The sequence below is a fragment of the Curtobacterium oceanosedimentum genome (assembly GCF_020297365.1).
In the GTDB taxonomy this organism is placed as follows: Bacteria; Actinomycetota; Actinomycetes; order Actinomycetales; family Microbacteriaceae; genus Curtobacterium.
In genome coordinates, this window is the sequence record NZ_JAIXIG010000011.1 from 39,403 (window position 1) to 65,752 (window position 26,350).

Consider the following 26,350-nt stretch of genomic DNA (forward strand, 5'->3'; position numbering starts at 1 on the left):
GCATGACAGGACTCGTCGCCCTCGACGCCGGAGGCCGCGTGCCGCCGTTCGAGCAGGTCCGTTCGCAGATCGCGGCGCAGATCACCGCCGGGTACCTGGTGGACGGCGAGCGGCTGCCGAGCGTGCGGGGCCTGGCGGACGAGCTCGGGCTCGCCGCGGGGACCGTCGCGAAGGCCTACCAGCTGCTCGAGGAGGCCGGACTCGTGCACACCGCCCGTGGTGCCGGCACGCGTGTGGTGCGCCCGGCCGAGGTGCCGGACGCCGTGGCCGACGCCGCGCGGGCCCTGGCCGCCGCGGCGCGCTCGGCCGGGCTGTCCGCCGACCAGGCGGCGACCGCGTTGCGCGAGGCCTGGCCGGCGTAGCCGCACGGCGGCCGCGCGCCGCGCGTGCAGCCGCGGGTGCTCAGCAGCGCTCGTAGACGTACTCGTCGTCGCTCGGCGCCACCAGGTCGCGGTCGCGCAGGATCGTCATGGCCGGACGGCTCTTCAGCGTGCAGACCGACCCCCACGAGCGCTCGAGGGTGTCGGAGTACTCGACGTCGATGACCCGCCCGCCGTACGCCTTCGTGTACGCCGCGCACTCCCGGTACTGCACGCACTCCTCGGCGACGACGAAGTCGAACCCGGTCTGCTTGCGGCCCGACGCCCCGAGCTGCGGCGTGTTCTTCTGCCCGACCGCCATGCCGTGCCGGTGCCCCTTGGCGACGAGCGACTTCGCGAGCGCCAGGTTGCCGGCGCGGGTGAGGCGCCCGCCGCTGCGGGTCCACGAGTCGAGGTTGTCGAACTCGACCGCGTCGAACCCGCGGTCGCCGCACCGGGCGACGGTCTTCGCGATGACCTTCGTGATGAGGGCGCGCTTGGCGGCCGTCCTGGTGTCCAGGAGCATCTCGTCGGGCCAGCCCGGGTCGGCCACCGGCTTGCCGGCTCGGTCGCGCAGGATCGCCGACGGGTAGGACTTCTTCCACGTGCGAGCGGACCCGGGCTGCGTCTGGAAGCCGTTGACGTAGCAGATGTTGTACTTGCCCTTCGCCGGCTTCGCGGTGCTGTCCCGCTCGACGATCGTCACGCCGGACGGCGGCGTGTACGCGCCACCGAGCTGGTAGTCGAACCGACCGGAGGTGGGCAGGTTCGTGTAGCCCGCGGCCCGGGCGGTCGTCGCGGCCTCGGCGCAGCCGGCGGTGCCGAGGACCGCCACCAGGGCCATCGCGGTGGTCATGAGGACGGTTCGTGTGCGCACCCGGGAATCCTCGCACGCGCACGGGTTCGCCGGTGGCCTCGGTGATCCGGGGTCCGCGCGCTATGCTGGTGGTACTCGAGGCGCCGATCGCCTCGTGCGTCGTACGGACGCCCCCGAACTCCCGACCACCCGTCCCCGGACCCCGGTCGATGATCGAGCACCTCACGAAGGTGCCCAGGCTTCTCTGCTGCGGCGACTGCGCCAGCCACCTCCGTTGGCGCGCATCCCGCCCGCGCGCTGCCTTGCACGTGCGCCCACAGCCGGACCGTTCCGGCTCGAAAGGTCACCATGACCACCGAAGACATCCGTTTCTCCGACCTCGGCGTCCCCGCGCCGATGGTCTCCGTCCTCGCCGACCAGGGCAAGGACACGGCGTTCCCCATCCAGGCGGACACGCTCCCCGACTCCCTGCAGGGCAAGGACGTGCTCGGCCGCGGCCGCACGGGCTCCGGCAAGACGATCGCGTTCGCGATCCCGCTGGCCGCCCGCCTCGCCGCCAGCGGCCGCAAGCGCCGCGCCGGTCGACCCCGGGCCCTGGTGCTCGCTCCCACCCGTGAGCTCGCGACGCAGATCGACGCGACCCTCGCTCCCCTCGCCAGGGCGATGGGCCTGAACACCACGACCATCTTCGGCGGTGTCGGCCAGGGCCGTCAGGTCGACGCACTGCGTGGTGGCGTCGACGTCGTCGTCGCGTGCCCGGGCCGCCTCGCCGACCTCATGCAGCAGGGCCACGTGAACCTCGGCGACATCGAGGTCACCGTCCTCGACGAGGCCGACCACATGGCCGACATGGGCTTCCTGCCCGGTGTCACCAAGATCATGCAGGCGACGCCGGAGCAGGGGCAGCGCCTGCTGTTCTCGGCCACGCTCGACAACGGCGTGGACAAGCTCGTCAAGAAGTTCCTGCACAACCCCGTCATGCACTCGGTCGACGACGAGACCAGCCCCGTCGAGGCGATGACCCACCACCTGTTCGAGGTGGCCGACGCCGACGCCAAGAAGCAGCTCGTCACCACGCTCGCCTCGGGCACCGGTCGCCGCATCCTGTTCATGCGCACGAAGCACCACGCCAAGCGACTCGCCAAGCAGCTCACCAGCCAGGGCATCCCGGCCGTCGACCTGCAGGGCAACCTGTCGCAGGGCGCCCGTGAGCGGAACCTGGCGAAGTTCTCGTCCGGCGAGGCCCTGGTGCTCGTCGCCACCGACGTCGCCGCCCGCGGTGTGCACGTCGACCACGTCGAGCTCGTCGTGCACGTCGACCCGCCGACCGAGCACAAGGCGTACCTGCACCGCTCGGGCCGCACCGCCCGCGCCGGTTCGTCCGGCGACGTCGTCACGGTGACGATGCCCGCCGAGCGCCGCGACGTCGCGCAGATGATGCGCGCGGCCGCGATCAAGGTCACCCCGCAGCACGTCACCTCGAACTCGCCGGCCGTCACCGCGCTCGTCGGCGAGGTCGCCCCGATCCGTCACGTCGCCGAGGACCAGCCCGCGCAGCAGCAGCGTCAGCCGAAGCAGCGCTCGGCCGAGTCCGCCGGTGACGGCGCCGGTCGTCGTCGTGGTCGCGGCGGTCGATCGGGAGGCGCGGCGCAGCCCGCGCGCGCCGGCTCGGCATCCGAGTCCGCCGGTTCGGCCGGTGGCCGTCAGGGCCGTCCGGCTCGCGGCACGCGTTCCGAGGGTGCCGGGCGCTCCGGCGCCGCGGCGGCCGGATCGACCGGGGGTCGCCGCAGCGGCGGCGCCCGTCGCTCGGGCAGCAGCGACGTCGTGCGCGGCGGCTCGTCGGCCGTGTGGTCGTCCGACGGCGGCTACGCCGCGGGTCGTGGGACCGGCACCGAGTCCGGCGGTGGCCGTCGTGGCGGCTCGCGCCGCGCCTCCCGTCCGGCCGGCGCCGCCGACCGCCACTGACGCCGGTCCGTGCCCGGCCGCGCGGGGGCAACCTTGACGGCGGCTGGGGACGGGGACGCCGACGGGCGTACGGTCTGGGGCACCGGAGGCCGCGCGAGCGGCTGACGGGGAACACGTCCCCTTCAGGAAGGAGTGCCCATGGCAGGCATCGATGACATCAAGAACGCCGCTGAGAAGGCGGCAGGCAAGGTCAAGGAAGCCGTCGGGAACACGACCGACAACGACCGCCTGAAGGCCGAGGGCAAGACCGACCAGGGCAAGGCCTCGGCGAAGCAGGGCGTCACGGACGTCAAGGACGCCGCGCACGGCGTCGCCGACAGCTTCAAGGACGACAACAAGCACTGAAGCCGGTTCGCGACCGCGCTGCGGAGCCCCCGGATCCGATCGGATCCGGGGGCTTCGTCGTGTGCGGGTCGCGCCCGCCGAACCGGGGGACGGCCCTGCGGCTAGTGGAGCGCCCCGACCGAGGCGAGTCCGGCGCGCAGCAGTGCGCCGCGGCCACCCTCCATCTCGTCGGCGACGGCGTCGGACGCAGCCTCCATCGGGCTCATCCACGTGAGCTCGAGGGCGTCCTGCCGCGGCTCGCACGTGCCCGTGACCGGGACGACGTACGCGAGGGAGATCGCGTGCTGCCGCTCGTCGGTGTACACCGAGGCACCGGGCAGCGGGAAGTACTCGGCCACCGTGAAGGGCGTCGGGCTCGGCGGGAGCTGCGGGAAGGCCATCGGACCGAGGTCCTTCTCGAGGTGCCGGAACAGCGCGGTCCGGATCGACTCGCCGAACATGACACGGCCGGACACCAGGGTGCGTGCGATGGAGCCGCTCGGGGAGACCCGGAGGAGCACACCGACCTCGGTGACGACGCCGAGGCCGTCGGTGCGGACCGGCACCGCCTCGACGTAGCAGATCGGCAGACGCCGGCGGACGTTCGCGAGTTCCTCGTCGGACAGCCAGCCGGAGTCGGGGTCGGGATCGGGGGTGCGCAGCGAGGCCATGCTCCGTGTCTACCAGGGACGGCGGCGAGTTCGGCGGAAGCCGCGGGGCTGTGGACGGTCGACGGCGTCCACAGGACCGGTGCAGAGGAGCGGGACCCGGCCGCGGGGCGGACGGGAGGCACGTGGCGGGCGCGCGCCGCGCCTCCTGTCCGCTAGTCGGCGAGGATCTGCAGCAGGTCCTTGCGGAGCTGGTCGACCTTGGCGGTGGCGGCCTTCGCCTGTTCCTCGGTCGCGGTGGTGCGGTACATCTGCAGGACACCCATGGTCTTGCGGAGCGCCTCGAAGAACTCGCGCTGGGCATCCGGGATGCCGGGGGCACCGTCGAGGGCCGCCGCGATCTCGTCGGCCTTGTCCTCGGTCTCGGCCTTGCCGGCGTCGGTGAGCTCGAAGAGCGTCTTGCGGCCGTCGCCCGACGAGACCACCAGGTCTTCGTCGACGAGCTGCTGGAGCGTGGGGTAGACCGAGCCGGGGCTCGGCTTCCAGGCGCCACCGGTGCGCTCGGCGATGGTCTTGATGACGGCGTAGCCGTTCTGCGGGCCCTCGGCGAGGAGACCGAGGATGGCGAGGCGGACGTCGCCGCGGCGGCGGCGTTCGCGGCCGAAGCCGGGTCCGCCGAAGCCGGGTCCGAAGCCCGGGCCGAAGCCACGGCCGCCGAAGCCCCGGCCGCCGTGGTCGTGGTCACCGCGGTCGCGGCCGGGGAACCCGGCGCCGTGGTGCTGTCGGGCACCGCCGAAGCGGGGGCCGCGCGGGTGGCGGCCGGTGTCGTGGTCGTCGTGCATGGGGCGCATGGTGCGTCCTTCCTGGGTGTGATCGGTCGCGACCGCTCCGACCTGAGTGGTCTTCGTCGTATCGCGATGTGTTTACGATAGATCGGTAACTGTCGTCGCGTCAAGGGGTACCGCTCCCTCGGCCTGCTGTCGGTGGTGACGGGCAGGATGGGACGGACCATGACGGACGTCTTCGAGCGCTTCTCCCCCGCCACCACCGAGTGGTTCCGCGGTGCGTTCGACGCCCCGACGCCCGCGCAGGCCGGAGCGTGGGACGCGATCTCGACCGGACGGCACGCTCTCGTCATCGCTCCGACCGGCTCGGGCAAGACGTTGGCGTCGTTCCTGTGGTCCATCGACCGGCTGATCAGCGCGACGGACCGGCCCCCGGCCAAGCAGCGCACGCGCGTGCTCTACGTCTCACCGCTCAAGGCGCTGGGCGTCGACGTCGAGCGCAACCTGCGGAGCCCGCTCGTCGGGATCACCCAGACCGCGCGGCGGCTCGGCACCGAACCGCCGGACGTCACGGTCGGTGTGCGCAGCGGCGACACCCCGTCGTCCGACCGGCAGAAGCTGCTGCGGCAGCCGCCGGACATCCTCATCACCACGCCCGAGTCGCTGTACCTCATGCTGACCTCGCAGGCGCGCGAGACCCTGGTGAACGTCGACACCGTCATCGTCGACGAGGTCCACGCGGTCGCCTCCACCAAGCGCGGGGCGCACCTGGCGGTCTCGCTCGAACGGCTCGACGACCTGCTCGAGAAGCCCGTGCAGCGCATCGGCCTGTCGGCGACGGTCCGCCCCCCGGAAGAGGTCGCGCGGTTCCTCGGCGGTCGTGCGCCCGTGTCGATCATCGCGCCGCCCGCGCAGAAGACCTTCGACCTGCGGGTCGTCGTGCCCGTCGACGACATGACCGAGCTCGGGGCGCCCCCGGTCGGCGCCGACGCCACCGAGTCCCCGACCAACGGGTCGATCTGGCCCCACGTCGAGGAACGGGTCGTCGACCTGATCGAGGAACACCGGTCGACGATCGTGTTCGCGAACTCGCGACGGCTGGCCGAGCGGTTGACCGCGCGGCTCAACGAGATCCACGAGGAGCGCGTCACCGCGGCGGCGAGTGACGGCGTCCTGGTGCCGGCGGGCGTCGCCCCGGACGGCTCCGAGGCGCTCACCACGTCGGGCCGACCGCAGTCGCCGGCACGGACCAGCGCGCACGCCGTCGCACCGCAGGGCGCCAAGCGGCCGCCGGCGCAGCTGATCGGTGGATCCGGGCAGACCGGCGGGGGCGGGTCCGACGCGTCGGTCCCGGTGCTCGCCCGGGCGCACCACGGGTCGGTCTCCAAGGACCAGCGCGCGATCATCGAGGACGACCTGAAGTCCGGGCGGCTGCGGTGCGTCGTCGCCACGAGCTCGCTCGAGCTCGGCATCGACATGGGCGAGGTCGACCTGGTCGTGCAGGTCGAGGCGCCGCCCTCGGTCGCGAGCGGCCTGCAGCGGGTCGGTCGCGCCGGGCACCAGGTCGGCGAGATCTCGCGCGGCGTGCTGTTCCCGAAGCACCGCGCGGACCTGGTCAACAGCGCCGTCACGGTCGAGCGGATGGTCGCGGGACAGATCGAGTCGATCTCGGTGCCCGCGAACCCACTCGACGTCCTGGCGCAGCACACGGTCGCGGCCGGTGCCATCGACACGATCGACGTCGAGCACTGGTTCGAGCTCGTCCGCCGCAGTGCTCCGTTCAGCGGCCTGCCCCGATCGGCGTTCGAGGCCACGCTCGACCTGGTCACCGGCAGGTACCCGAGCGACGAGTTCGCCGAACTCCGGCCGCGCCTGGTGTGGGACCGCGTGCACGGCACCCTGACCGGGCGCCCCGGGGCACAGCGCCTCGCCGTCACGAGCGGTGGGACGATCCCCGACCGCGGCATGTTCGGTGTCTTCATGGTCGGCGAGAAGGCCAGTCGCGTCGGCGAACTCGACGAGGAGATGGTCTACGAGTCCCGCGTCGGCGACGTCTTCGCGCTCGGTGCCACGAGTTGGCGCATCGAGGAGATCACGCACGACCGCGTCATCGTCAGCCCGGCCTTCGGACAGCCCGGACGCGTGCCGTTCTGGAAGGGCGACGGCATCGGGCGGCCGGCCGAGCTCGGACGCGCGACGGGCGCCTTCGTGCGCGAGGTCGAGGGCGCCTCGGACGACGACGCCCGCGCGCGGGTCGCCGCCGGCGGACTCGACGAGCGAGCGGTCACGAACCTGCTGACGTTCCTGCGCGACCAGCGTGCGGCCACCGGGCACGTGCCGAACGACACCACCCTGGTGGTCGAGCGCTTCCGCGACGAGCTCGGTGACTGGCGGCTCATCCTGCACTCGCCCTACGGCATGCAGGTGCACGCACCGTGGGCCCTGGCCGTCGCCGCACGACTGCGCGAACGGCACGGCATCGACGGGGACGCCATGGCGGCCGACGACGGCATCGTCGTGCGGATCCCGGAGACCGACGCCGAGCCACCCGGCGCCGACCTGTTCGTGTTCGAGCGCGACGACCTCGAGGCCCTGGTGACCGACGAGGTCGGCGGTTCGGCCCTGTTCGCCGCCCGGTTCCGCGAGTGCGCGGCGCGTGCCCTGCTGCTGCCCCGCCGGAACCCCGGGCAGCGGTCGCCCCTGTGGCAGCAGCGGCAGCGTGCCTCGCAGCTGCTCGAGGTCGCGCAGAAGTACCCGACGTTCCCGATCGTGCTCGAGACCGTGCGCGAGGTGCTGCAGGACGTCTACGACGTGCCGGCACTGCTCGGCATCGCCGACGAGATCGCCGGCCGCCGCATCCGCCTCGTCGAGACCGAGACCGAGACGCCGTCGCCGTTCGCGCGGTCGATCCTGTTCGGCTACGTCGCGGCCTTCATGTACGAGGGCGACTCCCCGCTCGCCGAACGCCGCGCGGCGGCGCTCTCGCTCGACTCCACCCTGCTCAGCGAGCTGCTCGGCCGCGCGGAACTGCGCGAACTGCTCGACCCCGCCGTCATCGTCTCGGTCGAACGCGACCTGCAGCGCCTGTCGCCGGACCGCCGTGCACGGGACGCCGAGGGACTGGTCGACGTGCTGCGGCTCGTGGGCGCCGTGGACCTCGACGAGGCACTCGACCGCAGCTGGCTGGCGGCGACCGCGGTCGACGACGACACCCGGGCGACCGCCCGAGCCGAGCTGTCCGACGTGCTCACCGCCCTCGAGCGCGACCGCCGGGTGCTGTCCTTCTCGCACGCCGGGGCGACCCGCTGGGCCGTCATCGAGGACGCCGCCCGCCTGCGCGACGCCCTCGGGGTACCGCTGCCGATCGGTGTGCCCACCGCGTTCGTCGAGCCCGTCGCCGATCCGCTCGGCGACCTGATCGGACGCTACGCGCGGTCGCACGGGCCGTTCTCGGCGCAGGAGGCCGCCGGGCGCCTCGGGCTCGGCATCGCGGTCGTGCAGGACACCCTGCGCCGGCTCGTCGCCGACCGCCGCGTGGTCGAGGGCGAGTTCCGCCCCGACCGGCAGGGTGCCGAGTGGTGCGACAGCGAGGTCCTGCGGCGCATCCGCACGAAGTCCCTCGCGGCCCTGCGGCACGAGGTCGAACCGGTGTCCCCGGACACCCTCGCGCGCTTCCTGCCCGCGTGGCAGCACGTCCAGGCACCCGGCACCCGTGGTGGGCTGCGGGGCGTCGACGGCGTGCTGCAGGTGATCGACCAGCTCGCCGGCGTGGCACTGCCCGCCAGCGCGTGGGAGACCCTGGTGCTGCCGTCGCGGGTGACCGACTACTCGACGAGCATGCTCGACGAGCTCACCGCCACCGGCGAGGTCCTGTGGTCCGGTGGCGGGACCCTGCCCGGCAACGACGGATGGGTCCGCCTGCACCTGGCCGAGAGCGCCGCGACGACGCTCGCCGAGCCCTCCGGCGACGAGACGACCGAGCTGCAGCGTGACGTGCTCGGCGCCCTCGCCGGGGGCGGCGCGTACTTCTTCCGGCAGCTCGGGCAGGCGGTCGGCAGCTCGGACGACCAGGCGCTGACCACCGCCCTGTGGGACCTGGTGTGGGCCGGGCAGATCACGAACGACACGTTCGCGCCGCTGCGGTCGATGCTCGGCGGCAAGGCGAAGAGCGCGAGCGCGCCTCGGGCACGGGCCTACCGCGGACGCCGGCGGCCGACGATGCCGACGCAGTCCGGTCCGCCGTCGGTCGGTGGGCGGTGGTCGCTCCTGCCGCTCGCCGAGTCCGACTCGACCGTGCGGGCCGCGGCGACCGCCGAACAGCTGCTGGAACGGTACGGCGTCGTGACCCGCGGGGCCGTGCAGGTCGAGGGCGTCCGTGGCGGGTTCGCCGGGGTCTACCGGGTGCTCTCCCGCTTCGAGGAGTCCGGCCGTGCGCGCCGCGGGTACTTCGTCGAGGGGCTCGGTGCCGCGCAGTTCGCCACCGGTCCGACCGTCGACCGCCTGCGCACGTACGCGCGCGACCTGGACGAGGACGAGCGCGCCGACCCGGACCGCACGCGCGAGGCCCTGACGCTCGCCGCGACCGACCCGGCCAACCCGTACGGGGCGTCCCTGGCGTGGCCGACCGGTGACGACGGCGACGCCGACGACGGAGCTGCGGACGAGACGGCGACCCCCGCTGCCGTCGGTGCCGCGAAGACCACGGGCCGCGGGCACCGCCCGGGCCGCAAGGCGGGTGCGCTCGTCACGACCGTCGACGGCCGCCTGACGGTCTACGTCGAGCGCGGCGGCAAGTCCGTGCTCACCTTCACCGACGACCCGGCCGACCTGGCGGCAGCCGCGGCCTCGATCGCCGGCACCGTCCGGACCGGCCTGCGGAAGCTCTCGGTCGAGCGGGTCGACGGCGACTTCGTGCTCGAGACGCCGCTCGGCGGCGCGCTCCGCGAGGCCGGGTTCACCGCGACCCCGCAGGGACTGCGGCTCCGTGTGTGAGCCGCGCCGCGCCTCCCGGCCGGTCCGCGACCGCCTGCCGGAGGTGACCTGTGCCTGAGGGCGACACCGTCTACCGGGCTGCGCGCCGCCTGCACACCGCCCTGGCGGGCAAGGTCCTGACGACGAGCGACTTCCGGGTCCCGGCGTTCGCGACCCTCGACCTGGTCGGCCGCACCGTCGACGAGGTCGTGCCCCGCGGCAAGCACCTGCTGCACCGCATCGGCGACCTGACCGTGCACTCACACCTGAAGATGGAGGGCCGGTGGGACGTCTACGCGCCCGGTGACCGGTGGCGTCGTCCGGCGCACCAGGCGCGGGCCGTCCTGGACGCCGAGGGGGTCTCGACCGTCGGGTTCACGCTCGGCGTGCTCGAGGTCATCCCGCGCGACCAGGAGTCCGAGGTCGTCGGACACCTCGGGCCGGACCTGCTCGGTCCGGACTGGGACGCCGACCTCGCCCTGGAGAACCTGACCCGCGACCCGGCCCGCCCGGTCGGGCTCGCGCTGCTCGACCAGCGGGTGCTCGCCGGCCTCGGCAACGTGTACCGGAACGAGCTCTGCTTCCTGCGCGGGGTGCTCCCCACCCGGCCGGTGGGCGAGGTGCGGGACCCGGCCCGGATGATCACGATGGCGCAGCGGTTGATCGTGGCGAACCGGGACCGCAGCGCCCGGGTCACGACCGGCGTCGACCGGCCGGGTTCGCGCTTCTGGGTCTACAACCGCCGCGGCAAGCCCTGTCTGCGGTGCCGGACGCCCATCCGGCACGGGGAGCTCGGTGACTCGGAGCTCACGCTGCGCGACACCTACTGGTGCCCGCGCTGCCAGACGTAGGGCCTCGGACGGCTCAGGCCGCCGGGCGGTCGGCCTGGGTGCGGCGACGGAGCGTGGCGTCGAGGACGGCCGGCGGGTCGTACTGCTGGTCGAGCCGGCCGACGTCGGTGCCGGGCGGGACGATGGCGTCGATGCGGTCGAGCACCTCGTCCGACAGCACCGTGTCCGCCCCGGCCAGCAGGTCGTCGAGCTGCTCCATCGACCGCGGCCCGATCAGGGCGCTCGTGACGCCCGGGTGCGCGATCGCGAACGCCATCGCGAGGTGGGTCATCCGGACACCCGTCTCCTCGGACAGGGCGACGACCTGCTCGACGGCGTCGATCCGGCGCTCGTCGCTGTTGTGCCGGAACATCTGCACGCGAGCCAGGTCGGACTGCTGCCCCTTGCGGAAGCGCCCGGTGAGCATGCCGCCGGCGAGCGGACTCCAGACGAGCGTGCCCATGCCGTACCGCTGCGCCACGGGCAGGACCTCGCGCTCGATGCCGCGGTTGAGGATCGAGTAGGTCGGCTGCTCGGTCCGGAAGCGCTCGAGACCGCGACGTTCCGAGGTCCACTGCGCCTCGACCTGCATCGAGGCCGGGAAGTCCGAGGACCCGATCGCGCGCACCTTGCCGCTGCGCACGAGGTCGGTGAGGGCGGAGAGGGTCTCCTCGAGGTCGACCGTGTCGTCCGGTCGGTGCGCCTGGTACAGGTCGATGTGGTCGGTCTGCAGGCGTCGGAGTGAGTCCTCGACCGCGGTCGTGATCCAGCGGCGCGAGTTGCCCCGACGGTTCGGGTCGTCACCCATCGGTCCGTTGAACTTGGTCGCGAGGACCACGTCGTCGCGGCGCCCCTTGAGGGCCTTGCCGACGAGGATCTCGGAACCGCCCTGCGAGTAGCGGTCTGCGGTGTCGATGATGTTGATGCCGGCGTCCAGCGCACGGTGCACGATCCGGATCGAGTCCTGCTCGTCCCCGTTGCCGATGCGACCGTCGGTGCCGAGCATCATCGCTCCGAGCGCGAAGGGGCTGACCTGGATGCCGGTGCGTCCGAGTGTGCGGTAGTGCATGTTCGTGCCTCCTGTCGATGGCGGTCCACGGGTCCGTGCCGTACGCTGGCAGAAGTGGAACGCTCTTCCGGAACTATACGGAACCGCTTTCCGTTTACGCAAGAGGAGATACTTTGCGCGCTGACGCCCGCCGCAACGCCGACGCCCTGACCGACGCCGCGAAGGCGGTCTTCGCCGACGACGGCGTCGACGCACCGGCGAAGGTGATCGCCGACCGCGCCGGCGTCGGGGTCGGGACGCTCTACCGGCACTTCCCGCAGCGGTCCGACCTGGTGGTCGCGGTCTTCCAGCGCGCGGTGGACGCCTGCGCCGACGCCGCCGACGAACTCGCGGCGACCCACGCGCCGGACGAGGCCCTGGCGCTCTGGCTGCAGCGCTTCACGGAGTTCATCGCGACGAAGCGCGGACTCGCGGCCGCGCTGCACTCCGGCGATCCCGCCTTCGAGGCGCTCCCCGAGTACTTCCTCGGTCGGCTCGGGGGCGCGCTGAGCAGCCTGCTCGACGCCGCGGCGCAGGCGGGGACGATCCGCCCGGACGTCGACGCCCCGCAGCTCCTGCACGCGGTGGCGAACCTGTGCCACGGCGCCCCGACCCCGGAGCAGAGCCTGCTCATGGTCGGCCTGCTCGTCGACGGGCTCCGCTACCGCGCCACCGTCTGAGCCACGATCGGTCCGGTGGTCACCGCGGTGGGTGCAGCCGCTCCGCCGCCGTGGCACGCACGGCATCGGTGACGCGCTCGAGCAGCGGTGACGCCAGGTTCCAACGCTGCCACCAGAGCGCGACGTCGGCGTGTCGGCCCGGCGCGAGTTCGACCAGGACGCCGCGGTCGATCGCCTCGAGGCACTGCGCCTCGGGCAACAGCCCCCAGCCGAACCCGAGCGTCACCGCCCGGGCGAAGTCCGCCGACGTCGGGACGAAGTGGCGTGGCCCACCGGGAGCGTGCCCGAGGACCTGGCGCAGGTACCCCTGCTGCAGGTCGTCGTCGCGGTCGTAGTCGACGAGCGGGACCTCGTCGAGCCGCCGGAGCATCCGACGTTCGGTGCCGGTGCCGTCGAGGTAGCGCGCGACGAACGCCGGGGACGCCACGGCGCGGTACCGGTCGATCCCGAGCGGCACGGACGAGCACCCCTGCACCGGGTCCGCCTCGGCCGTCACCGCCGCCATCACCGTGCCCGCGCGCAGGAGCTCCGCGGTGCGGTCCTGGTCCTCGCGGTGCAGGTCGAAGACCACCTCGGCGTCGGCCCGGACCAGCGCGAGGGCGTCGAGGAACCAGGTGCCGAGCGAGTCGGCGTTCACGGCCAGCGGGATCGAGGGCACGGCCGGTCCGTCGTCGCCGAGGGCACTCGCGGTCTCCTCGTCGAGCAACCGGACCTGTCGTGCGTGTCGGAGGACGACCTCGCCGTCGGCGGTGGGTCGCACCGGGGTCGTGCGCTGGAGCAGCACCCGCCCGACCTGCTGCTCCATCGACTTGATGCGCTGCGACACCGCGGACGGGGTGATCGACAGCGCGCGGGCCGCGGCGTCGAGGGTGCCGTGGTCGACCGCCGCGAGCAGCGTCTCGAGGTGTTCGCGCTGGAACCGGGGCATGCAGCGCAGCTTACGGTGCTGCAGGAACCTGAGCTGTACTGCATGCGGACCGGCCTCTAGCGTCGGAGCGTGACCACACTCCTACCCCTGCTCTCCGGCCTCGGCACCGGGCTCGCGCTGATCGTCGCGATCGGCGTGCAGAACACCTACCTGCTCCGACTCGCCGTCAGCGCCGGACTCCGGGTCGTCGTGGCGGCGGTCGTGGTGTGTGCCGCCTCGGACGCCGCGCTCATCATCGCCGGGGTGCTCGGGGTCGGCGTCGTGGTCGAGCGGTTCCCCGCGGCCGTCGTGGTGATCCGGTCCGTCGGCGCGGCGTTCCTGCTCACGTACGGGGTGCTCGCCGCCAGGCGGGCGCTGCGCCCGGCCGGGGACGCGATGCGGGTGACGGACGAGGCGGCGGACGACGGGGTCGTGCGGATCACCGCCGGGGCGGCGGGGGCGGCGGACGACGGGCTCGCGCACGCGACCACCGGCGCGACGGTCGCTGCGGGGCGGACGCGCACCGCGCCTCCCGGCCGCACGGTGACCATGCGCACGGCGGTGCTGACGATGCTCGTCTTCACGTGGGCGAACCCGCACGTGTACCTGGACACGCTCGTGTTCCTGGGGTCCGTCGCGAACCAGCAGGGGCCGGACGACCGCTGGCTGTGGACGATCGGGGCCGTCGCGGCGAGCTGCGTGTGGTTCTCGGCCCTCGGGTTCGGCGGCCGGTTGCTGCGACCGCTGTTCGCGAAGCCGCTGACCTGGCGGGTGTTCGACGGTCTGGTCGCCGTGGTGATGCTCGGCTTCGGGGTGCTGCTGCTCGTCGGCGCGTAGCCCCTCGGCAACAGCGGAGGAGCCCCGGGACAGCGGAGGACCATCGGGAGCAGTGCAAGTCCCCGAGACAGCAGAGGACGATCCGGAGCAGTGCCGGCCCCCGGAACGGACACAGCACCGTGCGATCGCACGGTGCTGTGTCCGGAACGGATTCGGAGCGGGGCTACTGCATGCCCTGGCCGACGCGGCTGTGGCGGCGGCTGTAGCCGAAGTAGATCGCGAAGCCGATGGCCAGCCAGATGACGAACCGCAGCCAGGTCTCGACCTCGAGGTTCAGCATGAGCCAGAAGCACAGCACGGCCGAGATGATCGGCAGCACCGGCGACCACGGCACCCGGAAGGCACGCGGGGCGTCCGGCCGCGAGCGGCGCAGCACGATGATCCCGATCGACACCAGGACGAACGCCGACAGCGTGCCGATGTTGATCATGCCCTCGAGCTTGTCGACCGCGGTGAACCCGGCGAGCAGCGCCACGACGACGCCGGCGACGACCTGGACGCGCACCGGGGTCTGGGTCTTCGGGTTCGTCTTCGAGAACCAGCGCGGCAGCAGGCCGTCGCGGCTCATCGAGAACACGATGCGCGACAGACCGAGCAGCAGCACCATGACGACCGTGGTCAGGCCGATCAGGGAGCCGATGGCGATGATGCCGGCGGCCCACGGCAGCCCGACGATGTCGAATGCCGACGCCAGAGACGGCGCCTTCTCCTCTGCCAGGCGCTGGTAGGAGACCATGCCGGTGATGACGATGCTGACGCCGACGTAGAGCAGCGTCACGATGCCGAGCCCGATGAAGATGCCGCGGGGCAGGGTCTTCTGCGGGTTCTCGGTCTCCTCGGCGCTGGTCGCGACGACGTCGAACCCGATGAAGGCGAAGAACACCAGCGATGCCGCGGCGAGCAGGCCGAAGACGCCGTACTGGGCGGGCTCCGCACCGGTGAACCAGGACACGAGCGACTGGGTCCAGACGCTGCCCTCGGCACCCTTGGTGGGTTCGGCCGGCGGGATGAAGGGGGTGAAGTTCGCGGCCTTGACGAAGAACGCACCGGCGACGATGACGAACACGACGATCGCGACCTTGATGATCGTGATGACGGCCGACACCCGCGACGACAGACGGGTGCCGAACGCGAGCAGCACGGTGAAGATGCCGACGATGAGCACCGGGCCCCAGGTGAAGGGGATCGGGCCGAGCTGGATCGTGCTCGGCAGGGTCACGCCGAAGACGTCGAACGCGGTGCTGAGGTAGATGCCCCAGTACTTCGCGATCACGGCGCTGGCGGTGAGGGTCTCGAGGATGAGGTCCCACCCGACGATCCAGGCGAGCAGCTCGCCCATCGTGGCGTAGGTGAACGTGTAGGCCGACCCGGCGACGGGGATCGTCGACGCGAACTCGGCGTAGCACATGATCGCCAGGCCGCAGGTGACGGCGGCGAGCAGGAACGAGACGATGACGCCCGGGCCGGCGAAGTTCGCGGCGGCGTTCGCGCCGACCGAGAAGATGCCGGCGCCGACGGCGACGGCGATGCCCATCGCGGCGATGTCGAACGTCTTGAGCGAGCGTTTCAGGGAGCGACCCTGCTCCTCGGAGTCGGCCAGTGAGGCCTCGATCGACTTGATGCGGATCTTGCTTGCCATGGGGTGGATCCCGTCATCGGCTGGCGGCGGACCTCGGAAGAGTACTGGTGTACCACGGCGTCACGCAAAGCGTCCGCCCGGACGGTGGTCCGGTCCGGTGCCGGACGGGAGGCGCGGCGCAGGTCCGGCGCGTGCCGCCCGTCCGGCGGGTGGGCGGGTCGGTGGGCTGCTGCTCGCGTCAGCGCGCTGCTGCTTGCGTCGGCGTGCGCTGCTCGCGTCGGCGCGCTGCGCGGGTCAGCGCGCTGCGCGCCAGTCCGCCAGGAAGCGGGCGCCCGCCTCGTCGTGGATCACGCCGTCGGGAGCGGTGAGCACCGGGTACGGGGTCGCCGGCACACCGTCGGCCGGGCGGACGTCGACGTGTGCGACGTCGTGCCCGTTCGCGTGCAGCCAGTCCGCCATCGCGTAGTCGCTGCGGGAGTCCCCCACGGTGCGCCAGGTGACCGGGAGCGCACCGTCGTGCCCGAGGAGCTCGAGCGAGCGCTCGGCGCCGAGGTCCTTGCCGCTGCGGTCGGACTCCACGTCGGTCGAGATGATCGTGGGGTCGATGCGCCACTGCACCGCACCGTCGGCGTCGGGCCGGACGTCGTCGAGACGGCGGACACCGAGGCCCCGGCGCTCGAGCGCGGCCATCGCCTTCGCGTCGAACTCCGCCTGGCGGGCCAGGTAGGTGGCGTTCGGCACCTCGACGCGCTGCTCGATCGACACCATGGCGCGCTTCGTCTCGTCGAAGAACACCAGGTCGGCGTACTCGTCGCGGACGAGCTCGCGCATCTCGTCGGCGAAGTCGCGCGGGAGCGCCAGGTCGTCGGCGACGGTGAGCTCACCCATGCCGCCGTCGTACTGCGGGCCGATCGAGCACCAGACCGCGCCCTTCTCGCACACCGCGTGCACCCGGCCGCCCTCGGCCAGGCCGCCCGCGAGCAGCGGACCCACCACCTCGCTCCGGATGAACGCGTCGCTGCGTCCGGTGTTGAAGACGATCGGGATGCCCTCGGCGGCGAGCGCGACGAGGTCCGCCACGATGCTCGGGATCGCGATGGTGCGGGAGACGGGGCTCGCGATGGGCCCGTCGACGTCGAGCAGGAGGCCGAGACGAGGTGCGTTCACCCGCCCATCCTCTCGCAGTCAGCCGCGGGGCGAGACGGCGTGGGTGCGGACGCGGTCGACCAGGGCGAGCAGGGTGTCCGGGTCGGGCACGTGCCCCTGCCCCGGGACCTCGGCGAACTCCGAGCCGGGGACGGCGTCGGCGACGGCTGCGGCGGCCAGGCGCATCCACTCCAGGCTGTCGCTGCCGGCCCCGACGAGCACGGGGACGCCGACGGCTGCCGCGACACGTTCGGGCACCGCCAGGCCGTTCATCACCCGGACCTCGCGGCCGAGCACGTCCGCGTTGGCGACGAGTGCCCGCCAGAGCACCGTCTTCAGCCGCAGCGCCGTTGCCTGCCCCATCGGGACGCCGAGCACCTGCGTCAGGAACGCGCGGACCGCCTGGGCGCGACGGCCGGCTGCGACGTGCTCGTCGAGCAGGTCGGCGAAGACGACGTCGTCGGCGTGCGGGTCGACCGATGCGCGGTACGGCGGCTCCCACAGGACCGCTCCGTCGGCACGGAGGCCCGTGGCGAGTGCCTGCAGGACCACCCCGGCGCCGACGCAGATGCCCACGACGGTCACGGGGGCGCCGACGCTCTCGACGACCGCACGCAGGTCGTCGACCTCGCGCTCGATCGCCCACGGAGCCGTGTCCCCGCTCGCACCACGACCGCGGCGGTCGTAGGTCACGACGCGGTGGGCCGTCCCGAGCCCGGTGGACACGCTGTCCAGGTAGGGCGTGCCGCGGTGGTCGAATGCGCCGCCCACGACGACGACCGCAGGACCGTCCCCCGCCTCGGACACGGCGAGGGCGGTGCCGTCGGAGGAGGCGACCGTTCGGTCGACGGGAGGGAGCATGGGGTCCTTCGAGAGGTGGTCGACGGCGTTGCGTCGAGGCCTCGGGCAGGCCGTGCGGGTACCGGTCCCCCGAGTGTCCCAGTGCCGGTGGTCCGTGTCTCCCCCCGGTTCCAGGGGCAGAACCGTCCGAGTCCCCCTCGACAGGGCACTTCCGCATGCCCTACGTTGAGTACACCTGTACTCACAAAACTGGAGGAAGACGTGACGCTGATCGCCATCGTCGCCTGTGAGGTCGCGTTCTGGATCGCGATCCTCGGCGGCCTGACCACCCGGTACCTCCTGCGACGGCCGCGCCTCGGGGCCGCGCTGTTCGTGGCGGCACCGCTCATCGACGTGCTCCTGCTCGCGCTCGTCACGGTCGACCTGCTCGGCGGCGGGACGGCGTCGTGGCACCACGGGCTCGCCGCGATCTACATCGGCGTCTCGATCGCCTACGGGCACCGGATGATCGCGTGGGCCGACGCCCGGTTCGCCCACCGGTTCGCTGACGGGCCGGCTCCGGAACGGCTGTCCGGGTGGCGGTACACGGCCCGCTGCTGGGGCGACGTCCTGCGGACCACCGTCGCCGTCCTCATCGCGGGCGGGATCATCGGTGGACTCGTGCTCGTCGTCGGCGACCCGGACCGCACGGCCGAACTGCAGGGCACGGTCGCGGTGCTCGGGGTGATCCTGGGCATCGACCTGCTCTGGGCGATCAGCTACACGATCTGGCCGCGCAAGACCGCCGCCGCCGCGCTCGGTGGGCCGGCCGGACAGCCGGGCCGGTCGTAGGCTGAGCCGGTGCCCCGCCGCGTCGACCTCGAGGAACGAGGAGCCCTGGTGACCGCAGCCTGCCTGCGGATCCTGGAACGGGACGGCCTGGGCGCCCTGTCGGTGCGGAACGTCGCGGACGAGGCCGGCATCGCCCCCGCGTCGTTCCGACGCATGTTCCCGACGCAGGACGCGCTGCGCGAGCACTGCCTGACGGTCGTCGAGGAACGGGTGACCGCGCGGATCTCCGCGCTGCGCTCCACCGGCCGCGCGCTGGCGTTGGACACCCTGGCCCAGGTGCTGCCGCTCGACGCCGAGCGCACCGCGGAGATCCTGGCGCAGGTGCAACTCGGCGTGCTCTCGCGCACCGACGAGCACCTGGCCACCCGCGCCCGTCGCCTGAACGACGGGGTCCGTCGGGTGTGTTCCCGGGCGCTCGAGGTCCTGCGCGAGGACGGCCGCCTCGGCGCCGGTCGGGACCCGGGCGACGAGGCCGACCGGCTGCACGCGCTGGTCGACGGGCTCGCTGTCGGGCACACCTGGGACCCGGCCGCCCGGAGCCCGGAGCGGGTCCTGGCGCTCGTCGAGCTGCACGTGGACAGCCTGCGCGGCCCGGTCGGCTGATCGTTCCCGTCAGCGGTCCCGGTAGACCTCGCGCCGGTGCCCCGCGTCGACGACCACCACGATGAGCTTCCCGTCGTCGATCCGGTAGATCAGTCGGTAGTCGCCGGAACGGACGCGCCACCCGGGGCGGTTCACGAGCTTGCGGGCAGCGGGCGGGCGTGGTTGCTCGGCGAGGATCGCGAGGAGCCCCTCGATCCGCCGCCGCCCGTCGAGTGGCAGCTTGCGGATGACGCGTTGTGCAGCCGGGATGACCTCGACCGAGTAGCTCACCCGAGACCGAGTTCGCGCTTGAGGTCGTCCCACTTGACGTTGTCGCCGCCGATGCGCGCGCTCTCGGCGACGGCTTCGTCGTAGGCGACCAGGTCATCCAGGTCCTCCGCTGCCTCGAGCAACCGGTCGAGGACGGCTGCGTCGACCACGGCCGCGACGCGCTTGTTGCGCCGGGTCAGGTAGACGGGTTCGCGTCGGGCATCGTCGATGATCGATGCCAGTCGCCCGCGTGCTTCAGAGATCGACACTTCGCTCACCTGTACATTCTAGAGCATTTTGTACAAGTCAGACGAGTGCCGTGGTGCCGACAGACTCCCGTTCGAGCAGCGACCGCTTGACGTCGAGCCCCCACGCGAACCCGCCGAGCGTGCCGTCGGAGCGCAGCACCCGGTGGCACGGCACGAACAGCGCCGGAGCGTTGCGGGCGCACACGCTCGCCGCCGCCCGCACGGCGTCGGGTCGGCCCATCGCCGCCGCGAACCCGGTGTAGGTCAACGTGCTGCCGACTGGGATCCGGCGGAGCTGGCGCCACCCCTCGGTGAAGAGCTCCGTGCCGAACTGCCGCACCGGGACCTGGGCGGCGTGCTCGACCTCGCCCGAGTAGAAGGCGTCCACCGCGTCGGCCGATGCGACCGTCCCGTCGAGCACGCGGTCGGGCCGGTGCCGGTCGGCCAGGCGGGCGAGGATCCGCTCGGCGGAGTCGGTCCAGCCCGAGGCGAGCACACGGCCCTCGCCGTCCTCGAGCACGGTGAACGGTCCGTCTGGGGTGTCCAGGGTCTGGATGGTTGCGTCGGTCATCGGTCGTCCTTCCGGGGGTCGTCGGTTGCACGGTGCGTCCGGGCTCCGGCGGTCGCGGCCATCGCGCGGTCGATGATCGGTCGCCAGCAGTGCATCGTGAGGTAGCTCCGCCAGGGCGCCACCTGCTCCGACCATAGGGAGAGCGCACGCGCTGCTCCGGGCAGTCCGAGTTCCTGTGCACCGTTGCGCACGGCGAGGTCGCTGTGCAGGAACACGTCGGGGTGGTGGCGCACCCGCAGCGCGACGTAGTCGGCCGTCCAGGGGCCGATGCCCTTCACCGCGAGGAGCCCGGTCCGCAGGTCGTCGAGGGACTGCGCGCCGTCGACCACGAGGGACCCGTCGGCGAGCGCGGCAGCCACGCGCAGGATCGTGTCCACCCGCGCCGCCGGACCACGCAGGACCTCGTGCCCGCGGGCCGCGATCACCGCCGCGGTCGGGAACAGCAGCCCGCCGGGGCGGATCGCGTCGGGCACCGGCGCGCCGAGTGCCGCGACGAGCCGGGTCTGCGCGGTCCGGGCCGCGGCCACCGACACCTGCTGGCCGATGAGGGTGCGGAACACGATCTCGTGCGCGTCCACCGCCCCGGGCAGTCGGAGGCCGGGGACCCGGGCGACGTGCTCGGCCAGCTCCGGCACGGCACCCAGGACGGCGTCGACGGCGACCGGGTCGGCGTCGAGGTCGAAGAGCGCGCGGACCCTCGCCACGAGCGTCGGCAGGTCCGACAGGTCGGTGACCCGCACCCGCAGGTCGATCCCGGCGCCCCGACCGGCCACGTCGGGGACGGCGGCCGACGCGCTGAACCAGCCCGGGCCTCCAGGCAGGGAGACCAGGCGTCCGTACGAGGTGACGCGCCCGTCGGCGTCCGTGTCCACCTGTTCCGTGGCGGGCAGCGCGTGCAGCGCGTGCCAGTCGAGCAGCCCCTGCGCGTCGAACGGAGCGCGCGCCGGCAGGTGCACGCGCAGCCAGCCGTCCGCGTGCGCACCGGGTGCTCCGCGCCGACCGCCCCGGCGCGCGCGGAGTTCGGTCGGGGTGACGGCGAAGACCTCGCGCACGGTGTCGTTGAACTGTCGGACGCTCGCGAACCCCGCGGCGAAGGCGACGTCCGCGACGGGCAGGTCCGACGACGTCAGCAGCGTGCGCGCGGTCTGCGCCCGGTGCGCCCGGCTGAGCGCCTTCGGTCCGGCGCCGAGCTCGGCCGTCATGATGCGGTTCAGCTGGCGCTCGGAGTAGCCGACCCGCGCGGCGAGACCGGGCACGCCGTCCCGCTCGACGACGCCGTCGAGCACGAGGCGCATGGCACGGCCCGCGACGTCCTCGCGGACGTCCCACTCGGGGCTGCCGGGGGTCGCCTCGGGCAGGCAGCGCTTGCAGGCGCGGAAGCCGGCCAGGTGCGCCGCCGCGCTCGTGCGGAAGAAGGTGACGCCGTCGACCCTGGGTGTCCGGGCCGGGCAGCTCGGTCGGCAGTAGATGCCGGTGGAGTGCACGGCGGTGACGAACTGGCCGTCGAACCGAGCGTCGCGCGACGCGACCGCGCGGTGGCGTTCGGCGTGCAGCGCGTCGGTCTCGGGGGTGTCCATGCGCTCAGCCTGACACGCACCGCCGACGTCGACTGGCGGGAATCGGACGGCGCAGTGCACGGCCTGTCGATAGGCCGGCGTCGCGGCGAGACGCCTCCACCCGCTCGAGACGCCGCCGGATCCGGCGGCGTCTCCCGGAGGACGCGGCGTCCTGGCAACACGACGGCGTCGCACCGCAGGCGTACGGAGCAGTGGACAGAAGGGAGGCCCGGCTAGCGTTGGGTGCGTGACCAGCGTCGACGACGTGGCCGGCCTCGCGGACCTGCCGTTCCGGACCGAGGTCGAGATCGCGCTCCTGCTCGTCTCGCCGCGGCACCGGTACGAGGGACGCCCGGCCGACGGTGCCCTGCCGGTGCGAGCGGACGATCCGGAGGAGTCACGGGAGCGGATCGCCCTCCGCGCCGGGCTCGGCATCGTCGGTGACCGCTACTTCGCCGCCCGGGCGCACGTGCACGCCTCGGTGACGGTCATCGGGCTCGAGGGGCTGGAGGCCGTGGCGGAGGGACTCGGCGTGGCCGTCGACCCCGCGGCGACCCGGCGCAACGTGTTCCTGCGCGGCGCCGACGTCGAGGCCCTGCGCGGCGAGCCGTTCTCGTTGACGAGCCTCGACGGCGGGTCCGGTCCGGTCCGGTTGCGCGGGTACCGACCGGCGAACCCGTGCGCGTGGATGGACCACGAGGTGGCGCCGGGTGCGTTCCGGGCGATGCGCGGACGGGGCGGGGTGCGGTGCGATCCGGAGTCCGACGGTGTGCTCACCCTCGGTCCCGCGGTGCTCCGCACGGCCCGCCCCGTGGCGCTCGGCTGACGCGAGCTCGCGCCGCAACCTGGCCGTCCGGGCCAGATCAGGCCGTCAGCGCCCGCTCGATCGCGTCGACGAAGGCCGGCAGGTCGTCCGGGGTGCGCGAGGTGATGAAGCCGCCGTCGACCTGGACCTCCTGGTCGACCCACTCGGCGCCGGCGTTGCGGACGTCGGTCTGCAGCGACGGGAACGACGTGATCGTCCTGCCGGGCAGCACACCGGCCTCGACGAGCGCCCACGGGCCGTGGCAGATCGCCGCGACGGGCTTGTTCGCCTCGGCGAAGGCCGTGACCAGCGAGATCGCCGAGCGGTCCTGCCGCAGGGTGTCGGCGTTGATGGTGCCACCGGGGATGACGAGGGCGTCGAAGCCGCTCACGTTGACACCGGCGATGGTGGTGTCCGGCTCGAGGGACGTGCCCGGGTCCTTGTCGCCGACCAGGGTGTCGATCGACCCGGACTGCTGCGCCGCCACGGTCACCGTTGCACCGCGCTCACGCAGCTGCTCGGTGGGGACGACGATCTCGTCCTGCTCCACGCCGTAGTTCGTCGCGATGACGAGGACCTTCTTGCCGTCGAGGGTTGCCATGATCGCTCCTTCCGCGGCCCGGTGCTTCCGGCCGCAGCGACCAGGATCGTCCGCCGCCGCTGGACGCGTGTGCAGACGGCGGGGACGATCAGCCCCGGATGCGGAAGGCGTCCCCGTCGCGCTCGACCGACAGGCCGGTGTAGTCGGACACCCGGTGCAGCCCGACGGTGACCGGGGCCTCGAGCGGGCCGACGACGACCGTGGTGGCACCCGAGGCGACGGCGGACTCGAGCCCGGCCGGGGCGTCCTCGAAGGCGACGCAGTGCGCGGGGTCGACCCCGAGCAGCTCCGCGCCGCGCAGGTACCCCTCGGGGTGCGGCTTGCCGCGCTCCATGTCCTCCGACGGGACGAAGGCCTCGGGCAGGTCGAGGCCGGCCGCCGCCATCCGCCCGGCGGCGAGCTCGCGCGGCGCGCTCGTCACCAGGGCGACCGGCACGCCGAGCTCGGCGAGCCGCTGCACGAACATCACGGCTCCGGGGAGCGCGAGGATCCCGTCGGTGGCGGCGGTCTCGCGGGCGACCAGCGCGGCGACGATCCGCTGCTGCTCGTCGGCGGCCAGGTCGGGCAGGAAGCGCCGCACCGTGTCGATCGCCTGGCGGCCGTGCGAGAACGCCAGGATCTCGTCCGGGTCGACGCCGTGCTCGTGCCCGAAGTCGGTCCACGTGGCCTCGACCACCGCCGTCGAGTCGACGAGGGTGCCGTCCATGTCGAAGAGGACCCCGGACACCACGATGTCGATCACGCCGCCGACCCTAGTCGACCGCCCCGGGTGTCGCCGGGCCCGAGCGACCCGACCCCGCCGGCCGCCCCGGGTTCACCGGGCCCGCACGTACCGGGTGAGCAGCACGTCGCCGGCCCCGCGCAGCACGTGCGTCGGCCGCATCCGCCGGAGCTCCGGGGACGAACCACGGGCGATCCGCGGGCCCTCGCCGCCCTCGAGCGTCGGGTCGATCGTCAGGGTCAGCTCGTCGACCGCGTCCGCCGCGACGAGCGCCCCGAGGAACGACGGCCCGCCCTCGCAGTGGACGGTGCGCAGCCCGCGGGCGACCAGGGCCGCCCGGATCGTGCCCACGTCCACGGTGTCCGGGTGCTCGTCCGTGCTGCAGGACACCACGTCGGCGACCTCGGCGAGCGCCCGACCCCGCTCCGAGGCGGCGCCCTCCGCCGAGGTCAGCACGACCGGGCGCACCGGCGCCTCGGTGAACACCCGCGAGGACGGGTCGAGCGAGCCCGACCCCGTCACGATCGCGAACACCGGGTGGTCGGGCAGGCCGTGCGCGCGCCGCCAGGTCACGTCGGCGTCGTGCAGGACCATCGGCCCGTAGCCCTCGTCGCGGACCGTGCCGGCGGCGACGAGCACGACGTCGGCCACCCGACGCAGCAGGTCGAAGACGCGCAGGTCGTCGTCGCCCCCGAGCGCTCCGGACACCCCGGCGGCCGAGGCGGAGCCGTCCAGCGTCGCGACGAAGTTCACCCGCAGCCAGGGGTCCCCGGCGTCGGTGGTGTAGAGCGTGATGAGGTCGTCGTCGGACAGCTCCGCGATCGACGGGGGCAGGACGTTCACGTGTTGTGCCTCGATTCCACGGGGGTGCGCCACCCGAGCGTCGCCTCGACCATGCGCATCGCGTCGACGCTCTCGGCCACGTCGTGCATGCGGACGATCCGCGCGCCGAGCATCGCGCTCACGGTCGCGACGGCGAGCGACCCGGACAGCCGCTCGCCGCGAGGGCGCCCGAGCGACTCCCCCACGAAGTCCTTGTTCGACACCGCGGCGAGCACCGGGTACCCGAGGGCGACGACCTCGGGCAGCCGTCGGGTCAGCTCCAGGGTGTGCACCGTGTTCTTGTGCAGGTCGTGCCCGGGGTCGACGATGATCCGCGACTCCGGGATGCCCGCGGCGAGCGCCCGGTCGACCCGTTCGCGCAGGAAGGCCACGACCGACGCGGTGATGTCGGGGTACTGCGGCGGTGCTGGCAGGGGCCGCCGCGGTTCGGCGAGGGAGTGCGTGATGACGACGGTGGCGTCGGAGTCCGCGACGACGGCGGCCATCCGTGGGTCGGACAGCCCGGTCGTGTCGTTGATCACGCTCGCGCCCGCGGCGATCGCGGCCGCCGCGACCTCGGGCCGGAACGTGTCGACCGAGATGACGACGTCGGACTCGTCCGCGAGCTGGGACACGACGGGGACCACGCGCTCGATCTCGTCGGCCGCGGGCAGCTCCGGACCGGGGGCGAACTTCACGCCGCCGATGTCGACCCAGTCGGCGCCCTGCTCGGCGGCCCGGACCGAGGCGGCGACGGCGCGGTCGAGCTCGAAGGTCGCACCGCGGTCGTGGAACGAGTCCGGCGTGCGGTTCACGATCGCCATGACGGCGATCCGGTGGTCGAAGTCGATGGTGCGGCGGCCGATCGTGCGCACCGGGTGGCGCAGCTCCGGGACGACCCAGCCGGGTCCTCCCGCGGACGGGAGGCCCGTCATGCGTCCGCCCCGGCACTCGCGTCGTGCCCGGCGTCGGTCGCACGCCCCGTGCCGATGAGCGCGATGGCCTCGGCGCGGCCGGCGGCCTCGGCGAGCGAGCCGGTGGCGGCCACCGTGACGGTCGTCGAGTCGGTCTGCCGCTCCCCACGCGTCGTGACGCACTGGTGCTGCGCATCGAGGACCACGAGGACCCCCTCGGCGCCGAGCCCCTCGGCGATGGTCGCGGCGACCTGTTCACCCAGGCGTTCCTGCAGCTGCGGCCGCGAGGCCACCGCGTCGAGCACCCGTGCCAGCGTGCCGAGCCCGATCAGCCGGTCCCCCGGTGCGTACGCCAGGTGGGCGACCCCGAGGAACGGCAGCAGGTGGTGCTCGCAGACCGAACGGAACTTGACGTCGCGGACGATCACGAGCCGGCCGCGTTCGCCGTCCTCGGCGTGCACCGTGCCGTCCCGGGCGATGGCGACGGCGTCGGTGCCGATGCCCGCGAAGAACTCGGCGTACGAGTCCGCGACGCGGGCGGGGGTACGGGTGAGTTCCGGGCGGTCAGGGTCCTCGCCGATGGCGAGCAGCAGCTCGCGCACGGCGGCCTCCACACGGGCACGGTCCATGCGTGACGTCACCCGCTCATCCAACACCAGTCCTGGCCGCAGAACGCGAGCGGATGCCCAGCGCGAGGTGCGCGCACGACGCGGGGCGGGCCTCCCGGCCGGTGCAACCTGTGAGACCGGTGTGACACGCCCGAAACCCAGCG

Annotated in this window: 27 protein-coding genes; 10 read left to right on the top strand and 17 right to left on the bottom strand. The window is 73.3% G+C overall.

Going from position 1 to position 26,350, the window contains the following annotated elements:
- Positions 1-2 precede the first annotated feature (2 nt).
- The gene (locus LEL83_RS06840; protein ID WP_225558240.1) at positions 3-362 is read left to right on the top strand and encodes a GntR family transcriptional regulator; all 360 of its coding nucleotides are present in this window, start codon (positions 3-5) and stop codon (positions 360-362) included.
- Between the two features lie 40 nt (positions 363-402).
- Here LEL83_RS06840 and LEL83_RS06845 read toward each other — a convergent pair whose 3' ends face one another.
- The gene (locus LEL83_RS06845; protein ID WP_198657025.1) at positions 403-1,236 is read right to left on the bottom strand and encodes an endo alpha-1,4 polygalactosaminidase; all 834 of its coding nucleotides are present in this window, start codon (positions 1,234-1,236) and stop codon (positions 403-405) included.
- A gap of 288 nt (positions 1,237-1,524) precedes the next feature.
- On the opposite strand from LEL83_RS06845, the gene LEL83_RS06850 reads away from it, so the two are divergent.
- Both LEL83_RS06850 and LEL83_RS06855 read left to right on the top strand, forming a co-directional pair.
- A complete protein-coding gene (locus LEL83_RS06850) occupies positions 1,525-3,141 on the top strand; it encodes a DEAD/DEAH box helicase (protein WP_225558241.1) in 1,617 nt (538 codons plus the stop codon).
- Between the two features lie 138 nt (positions 3,142-3,279).
- Entirely contained in the window at positions 3,280-3,486 is a 207-nt protein-coding gene (locus tag LEL83_RS06855) for a CsbD family protein (protein WP_198657027.1), read from the top strand.
- Positions 3,487-3,587: 101 nt separating this feature from the next.
- On the opposite strand, the gene LEL83_RS06860 is transcribed toward LEL83_RS06855, so the two are convergent.
- Positions 3,588-4,136 (bottom strand): NUDIX hydrolase family protein, encoded by a 549-nt coding sequence (locus LEL83_RS06860; protein WP_198657028.1) that lies wholly within the window; start codon positions 4,134-4,136, stop codon positions 3,588-3,590.
- A 152-nt stretch (positions 4,137-4,288) separates the two neighbouring features.
- Positions 4,289-4,915, bottom strand: a complete 627-nt coding sequence (locus tag LEL83_RS06865; RefSeq protein ID WP_225558242.1) for a PadR family transcriptional regulator — start codon at positions 4,913-4,915, stop codon at positions 4,289-4,291.
- 168 nt (positions 4,916-5,083) lie between these two features.
- Here LEL83_RS06865 and LEL83_RS06870 point away from each other — a divergent pair, with 168 nt between their 5' ends.
- Entirely contained in the window at positions 5,084-9,850 is a 4,767-nt protein-coding gene (locus LEL83_RS06870; protein ID WP_225558243.1) for an ATP-dependent helicase, read from the top strand.
- Positions 9,851-9,900: 50 nt separating this feature from the next.
- Positions 9,901-10,680, top strand: coding sequence for a DNA-formamidopyrimidine glycosylase family protein (locus tag LEL83_RS06875; protein ID WP_225558244.1), 780 nt, complete (start codon positions 9,901-9,903; stop codon positions 10,678-10,680).
- Between the two features lie 13 nt (positions 10,681-10,693).
- On the opposite strand, the gene LEL83_RS06880 is transcribed toward LEL83_RS06875, so the two are convergent.
- Positions 10,694-11,728 carry an aldo/keto reductase gene (locus LEL83_RS06880; RefSeq protein ID WP_198657032.1) on the bottom strand — a complete coding sequence of 345 codons (1,035 nt, stop codon included), beginning with the start codon at positions 11,726-11,728 and terminating at the stop codon, positions 10,694-10,696.
- Positions 11,729-11,841: 113 nt separating this feature from the next.
- Here LEL83_RS06880 and LEL83_RS06885 point away from each other — a divergent pair, with 113 nt between their 5' ends.
- Positions 11,842-12,387, top strand: a complete 546-nt coding sequence (locus LEL83_RS06885) for a TetR/AcrR family transcriptional regulator (protein ID WP_225558245.1) — start codon at positions 11,842-11,844, stop codon at positions 12,385-12,387.
- A gap of 19 nt (positions 12,388-12,406) precedes the next feature.
- Here LEL83_RS06885 and LEL83_RS06890 read toward each other — a convergent pair whose 3' ends face one another.
- Positions 12,407-13,315 (bottom strand): LysR family transcriptional regulator ArgP, encoded by a 909-nt coding sequence (locus tag LEL83_RS06890; protein ID WP_225558246.1) that lies wholly within the window; start codon positions 13,313-13,315, stop codon positions 12,407-12,409.
- Positions 13,316-13,384: 69 nt separating this feature from the next.
- On the opposite strand from LEL83_RS06890, the gene LEL83_RS06895 reads away from it, so the two are divergent.
- Entirely contained in the window at positions 13,385-14,131 is a 747-nt protein-coding gene (locus tag LEL83_RS06895) for a LysE/ArgO family amino acid transporter (RefSeq protein WP_225558247.1), read from the top strand.
- A 163-nt stretch (positions 14,132-14,294) separates the two neighbouring features.
- Here LEL83_RS06895 and LEL83_RS06900 read toward each other — a convergent pair whose 3' ends face one another.
- From LEL83_RS06900 to LEL83_RS06910, 3 genes are all read right to left on the bottom strand, one after another.
- The gene (locus LEL83_RS06900) at positions 14,295-15,770 is read right to left on the bottom strand and encodes an APC family permease (protein ID WP_225558248.1); all 1,476 of its coding nucleotides are present in this window, start codon (positions 15,768-15,770) and stop codon (positions 14,295-14,297) included.
- Positions 15,771-16,004: 234 nt separating this feature from the next.
- Positions 16,005-16,877: an HAD family hydrolase gene (locus tag LEL83_RS06905; RefSeq protein WP_198657037.1), complete on the bottom strand. Its 873-nt coding sequence runs from the start codon at positions 16,875-16,877 to the stop codon at positions 16,005-16,007.
- A gap of 18 nt (positions 16,878-16,895) precedes the next feature.
- Positions 16,896-17,717, bottom strand: coding sequence for an alpha/beta fold hydrolase (locus LEL83_RS06910; protein ID WP_225558249.1), 822 nt, complete (start codon positions 17,715-17,717; stop codon positions 16,896-16,898).
- 201 nt (positions 17,718-17,918) lie between these two features.
- Between LEL83_RS06910 and LEL83_RS06915 the strand changes: the two genes are divergently transcribed.
- Together LEL83_RS06915 and LEL83_RS06920 are read left to right on the top strand one after the other, a co-directional pair.
- Positions 17,919-18,488, top strand: a complete 570-nt coding sequence (locus LEL83_RS06915) for a hypothetical protein (RefSeq protein WP_225558250.1) — start codon at positions 17,919-17,921, stop codon at positions 18,486-18,488.
- Positions 18,489-18,497: 9 nt separating this feature from the next.
- Positions 18,498-19,091, top strand: coding sequence for a TetR/AcrR family transcriptional regulator (locus LEL83_RS06920; RefSeq protein ID WP_225558251.1), 594 nt, complete (start codon positions 18,498-18,500; stop codon positions 19,089-19,091).
- A gap of 9 nt (positions 19,092-19,100) precedes the next feature.
- On the opposite strand, the gene LEL83_RS06925 is transcribed toward LEL83_RS06920, so the two are convergent.
- From LEL83_RS06925 to LEL83_RS06940, 4 genes are read right to left on the bottom strand one after another with little or no spacing between them, the layout of a single operon-like run.
- Positions 19,101-19,361 (bottom strand): type II toxin-antitoxin system RelE family toxin, encoded by a 261-nt coding sequence (locus tag LEL83_RS06925; protein WP_198657041.1) that lies wholly within the window; start codon positions 19,359-19,361, stop codon positions 19,101-19,103.
- Positions 19,358-19,618 (bottom strand): type II toxin-antitoxin system prevent-host-death family antitoxin, encoded by a 261-nt coding sequence (locus LEL83_RS06930; RefSeq protein WP_225558252.1) that lies wholly within the window; start codon positions 19,616-19,618, stop codon positions 19,358-19,360. Before LEL83_RS06930 ends, LEL83_RS06925 begins: the two co-directional genes overlap by 4 nt.
- A 28-nt stretch (positions 19,619-19,646) precedes the next feature.
- Complete coding sequence (locus tag LEL83_RS06935; RefSeq protein ID WP_225558253.1) at positions 19,647-20,159, bottom strand: methylated-DNA--[protein]-cysteine S-methyltransferase; 513 nt, start codon at positions 20,157-20,159, stop codon at positions 19,647-19,649.
- A complete protein-coding gene (locus LEL83_RS06940; RefSeq protein WP_225558254.1) occupies positions 20,156-21,736 on the bottom strand; it encodes an AlkA N-terminal domain-containing protein in 1,581 nt (526 codons plus the stop codon). Before LEL83_RS06940 ends, LEL83_RS06935 begins: the two co-directional genes overlap by 4 nt.
- 226 nt (positions 21,737-21,962) lie before the next feature.
- Between LEL83_RS06940 and LEL83_RS06945 the strand changes: the two genes are divergently transcribed.
- Positions 21,963-22,541 (top strand): molybdenum cofactor biosysynthesis protein, encoded by a 579-nt coding sequence (locus tag LEL83_RS06945; protein WP_225558255.1) that lies wholly within the window; start codon positions 21,963-21,965, stop codon positions 22,539-22,541.
- 37 nt (positions 22,542-22,578) lie between these two features.
- Here LEL83_RS06945 and LEL83_RS06950 read toward each other — a convergent pair whose 3' ends face one another.
- The 5 genes from LEL83_RS06950 to folE form a co-directional block, all read right to left on the bottom strand.
- Complete coding sequence (locus tag LEL83_RS06950; protein ID WP_198657044.1) at positions 22,579-23,121, bottom strand: type 1 glutamine amidotransferase domain-containing protein; 543 nt, start codon at positions 23,119-23,121, stop codon at positions 22,579-22,581.
- A gap of 88 nt (positions 23,122-23,209) precedes the next feature.
- Positions 23,210-23,863: an HAD-IA family hydrolase gene (locus LEL83_RS06955; protein ID WP_225558256.1), complete on the bottom strand. Its 654-nt coding sequence runs from the start codon at positions 23,861-23,863 to the stop codon at positions 23,210-23,212.
- A gap of 72 nt (positions 23,864-23,935) precedes the next feature.
- Positions 23,936-24,685, bottom strand: coding sequence for a pyrimidine reductase family protein (locus LEL83_RS06960; RefSeq protein ID WP_225558257.1), 750 nt, complete (start codon positions 24,683-24,685; stop codon positions 23,936-23,938).
- Positions 24,682-25,599, bottom strand: coding sequence for a dihydropteroate synthase (folP, locus tag LEL83_RS06965; RefSeq protein WP_225558258.1), 918 nt, complete (start codon positions 25,597-25,599; stop codon positions 24,682-24,684). The genes LEL83_RS06960 and folP overlap by 4 nt, the downstream gene beginning before the upstream one ends.
- Positions 25,596-26,207, bottom strand: coding sequence for a GTP cyclohydrolase I (gene folE / locus LEL83_RS06970; protein ID WP_225558290.1), 612 nt, complete (start codon positions 26,205-26,207; stop codon positions 25,596-25,598). Before folE ends, folP begins: the two co-directional genes overlap by 4 nt.
- Between the last annotated feature and the right edge of the window lie 143 nt (positions 26,208-26,350).

Coding starts and splice junctions, on each gene's coding strand:
- LEL83_RS06900 (WP_225558248.1), bottom strand. CDS start 15,770: ATGGCAAGCAAGATCCGCATCAAGTCGATCGAGGCCTCACTGGCCGAC.
- folP (WP_225558258.1), bottom strand. CDS start 25,599: ATGACGGGCCTCCCGTCCGCGGGAGGACCCGGCTGGGTCGTCCCGGAG.
- LEL83_RS06855 (WP_198657027.1), top strand. CDS start 3,280: ATGGCAGGCATCGATGACATCAAGAACGCCGCTGAGAAGGCGGCAGGC.
- LEL83_RS06880 (WP_198657032.1), bottom strand. CDS start 11,728: ATGCACTACCGCACACTCGGACGCACCGGCATCCAGGTCAGCCCCTTC.
- LEL83_RS06840 (WP_225558240.1), top strand. CDS start 3: ATGACAGGACTCGTCGCCCTCGACGCCGGAGGCCGCGTGCCGCCGTTC.
- LEL83_RS06935 (WP_225558253.1), bottom strand. CDS start 20,159: ATGACCGACGCAACCATCCAGACCCTGGACACCCCAGACGGACCGTTC.
- LEL83_RS06940 (WP_225558254.1), bottom strand. CDS start 21,736: ATGGACACCCCCGAGACCGACGCGCTGCACGCCGAACGCCACCGCGCG.
- LEL83_RS06950 (WP_198657044.1), bottom strand. CDS start 23,121: ATGGCAACCCTCGACGGCAAGAAGGTCCTCGTCATCGCGACGAACTAC.
- LEL83_RS06870 (WP_225558243.1), top strand. CDS start 5,084: ATGACGGACGTCTTCGAGCGCTTCTCCCCCGCCACCACCGAGTGGTTC.
- LEL83_RS06850 (WP_225558241.1), top strand. CDS start 1,525: ATGACCACCGAAGACATCCGTTTCTCCGACCTCGGCGTCCCCGCGCCG.
- LEL83_RS06890 (WP_225558246.1), bottom strand. CDS start 13,315: ATGCCCCGGTTCCAGCGCGAACACCTCGAGACGCTGCTCGCGGCGGTC.
- LEL83_RS06865 (WP_225558242.1), bottom strand. CDS start 4,915: ATGCACGACGACCACGACACCGGCCGCCACCCGCGCGGCCCCCGCTTC.
- LEL83_RS06860 (WP_198657028.1), bottom strand. CDS start 4,136: ATGGCCTCGCTGCGCACCCCCGATCCCGACCCCGACTCCGGCTGGCTG.
- folE (WP_225558290.1), bottom strand. CDS start 26,207: ATGGACCGTGCCCGTGTGGAGGCCGCCGTGCGCGAGCTGCTGCTCGCC.
- LEL83_RS06910 (WP_225558249.1), bottom strand. CDS start 17,717: ATGCTCCCTCCCGTCGACCGAACGGTCGCCTCCTCCGACGGCACCGCC.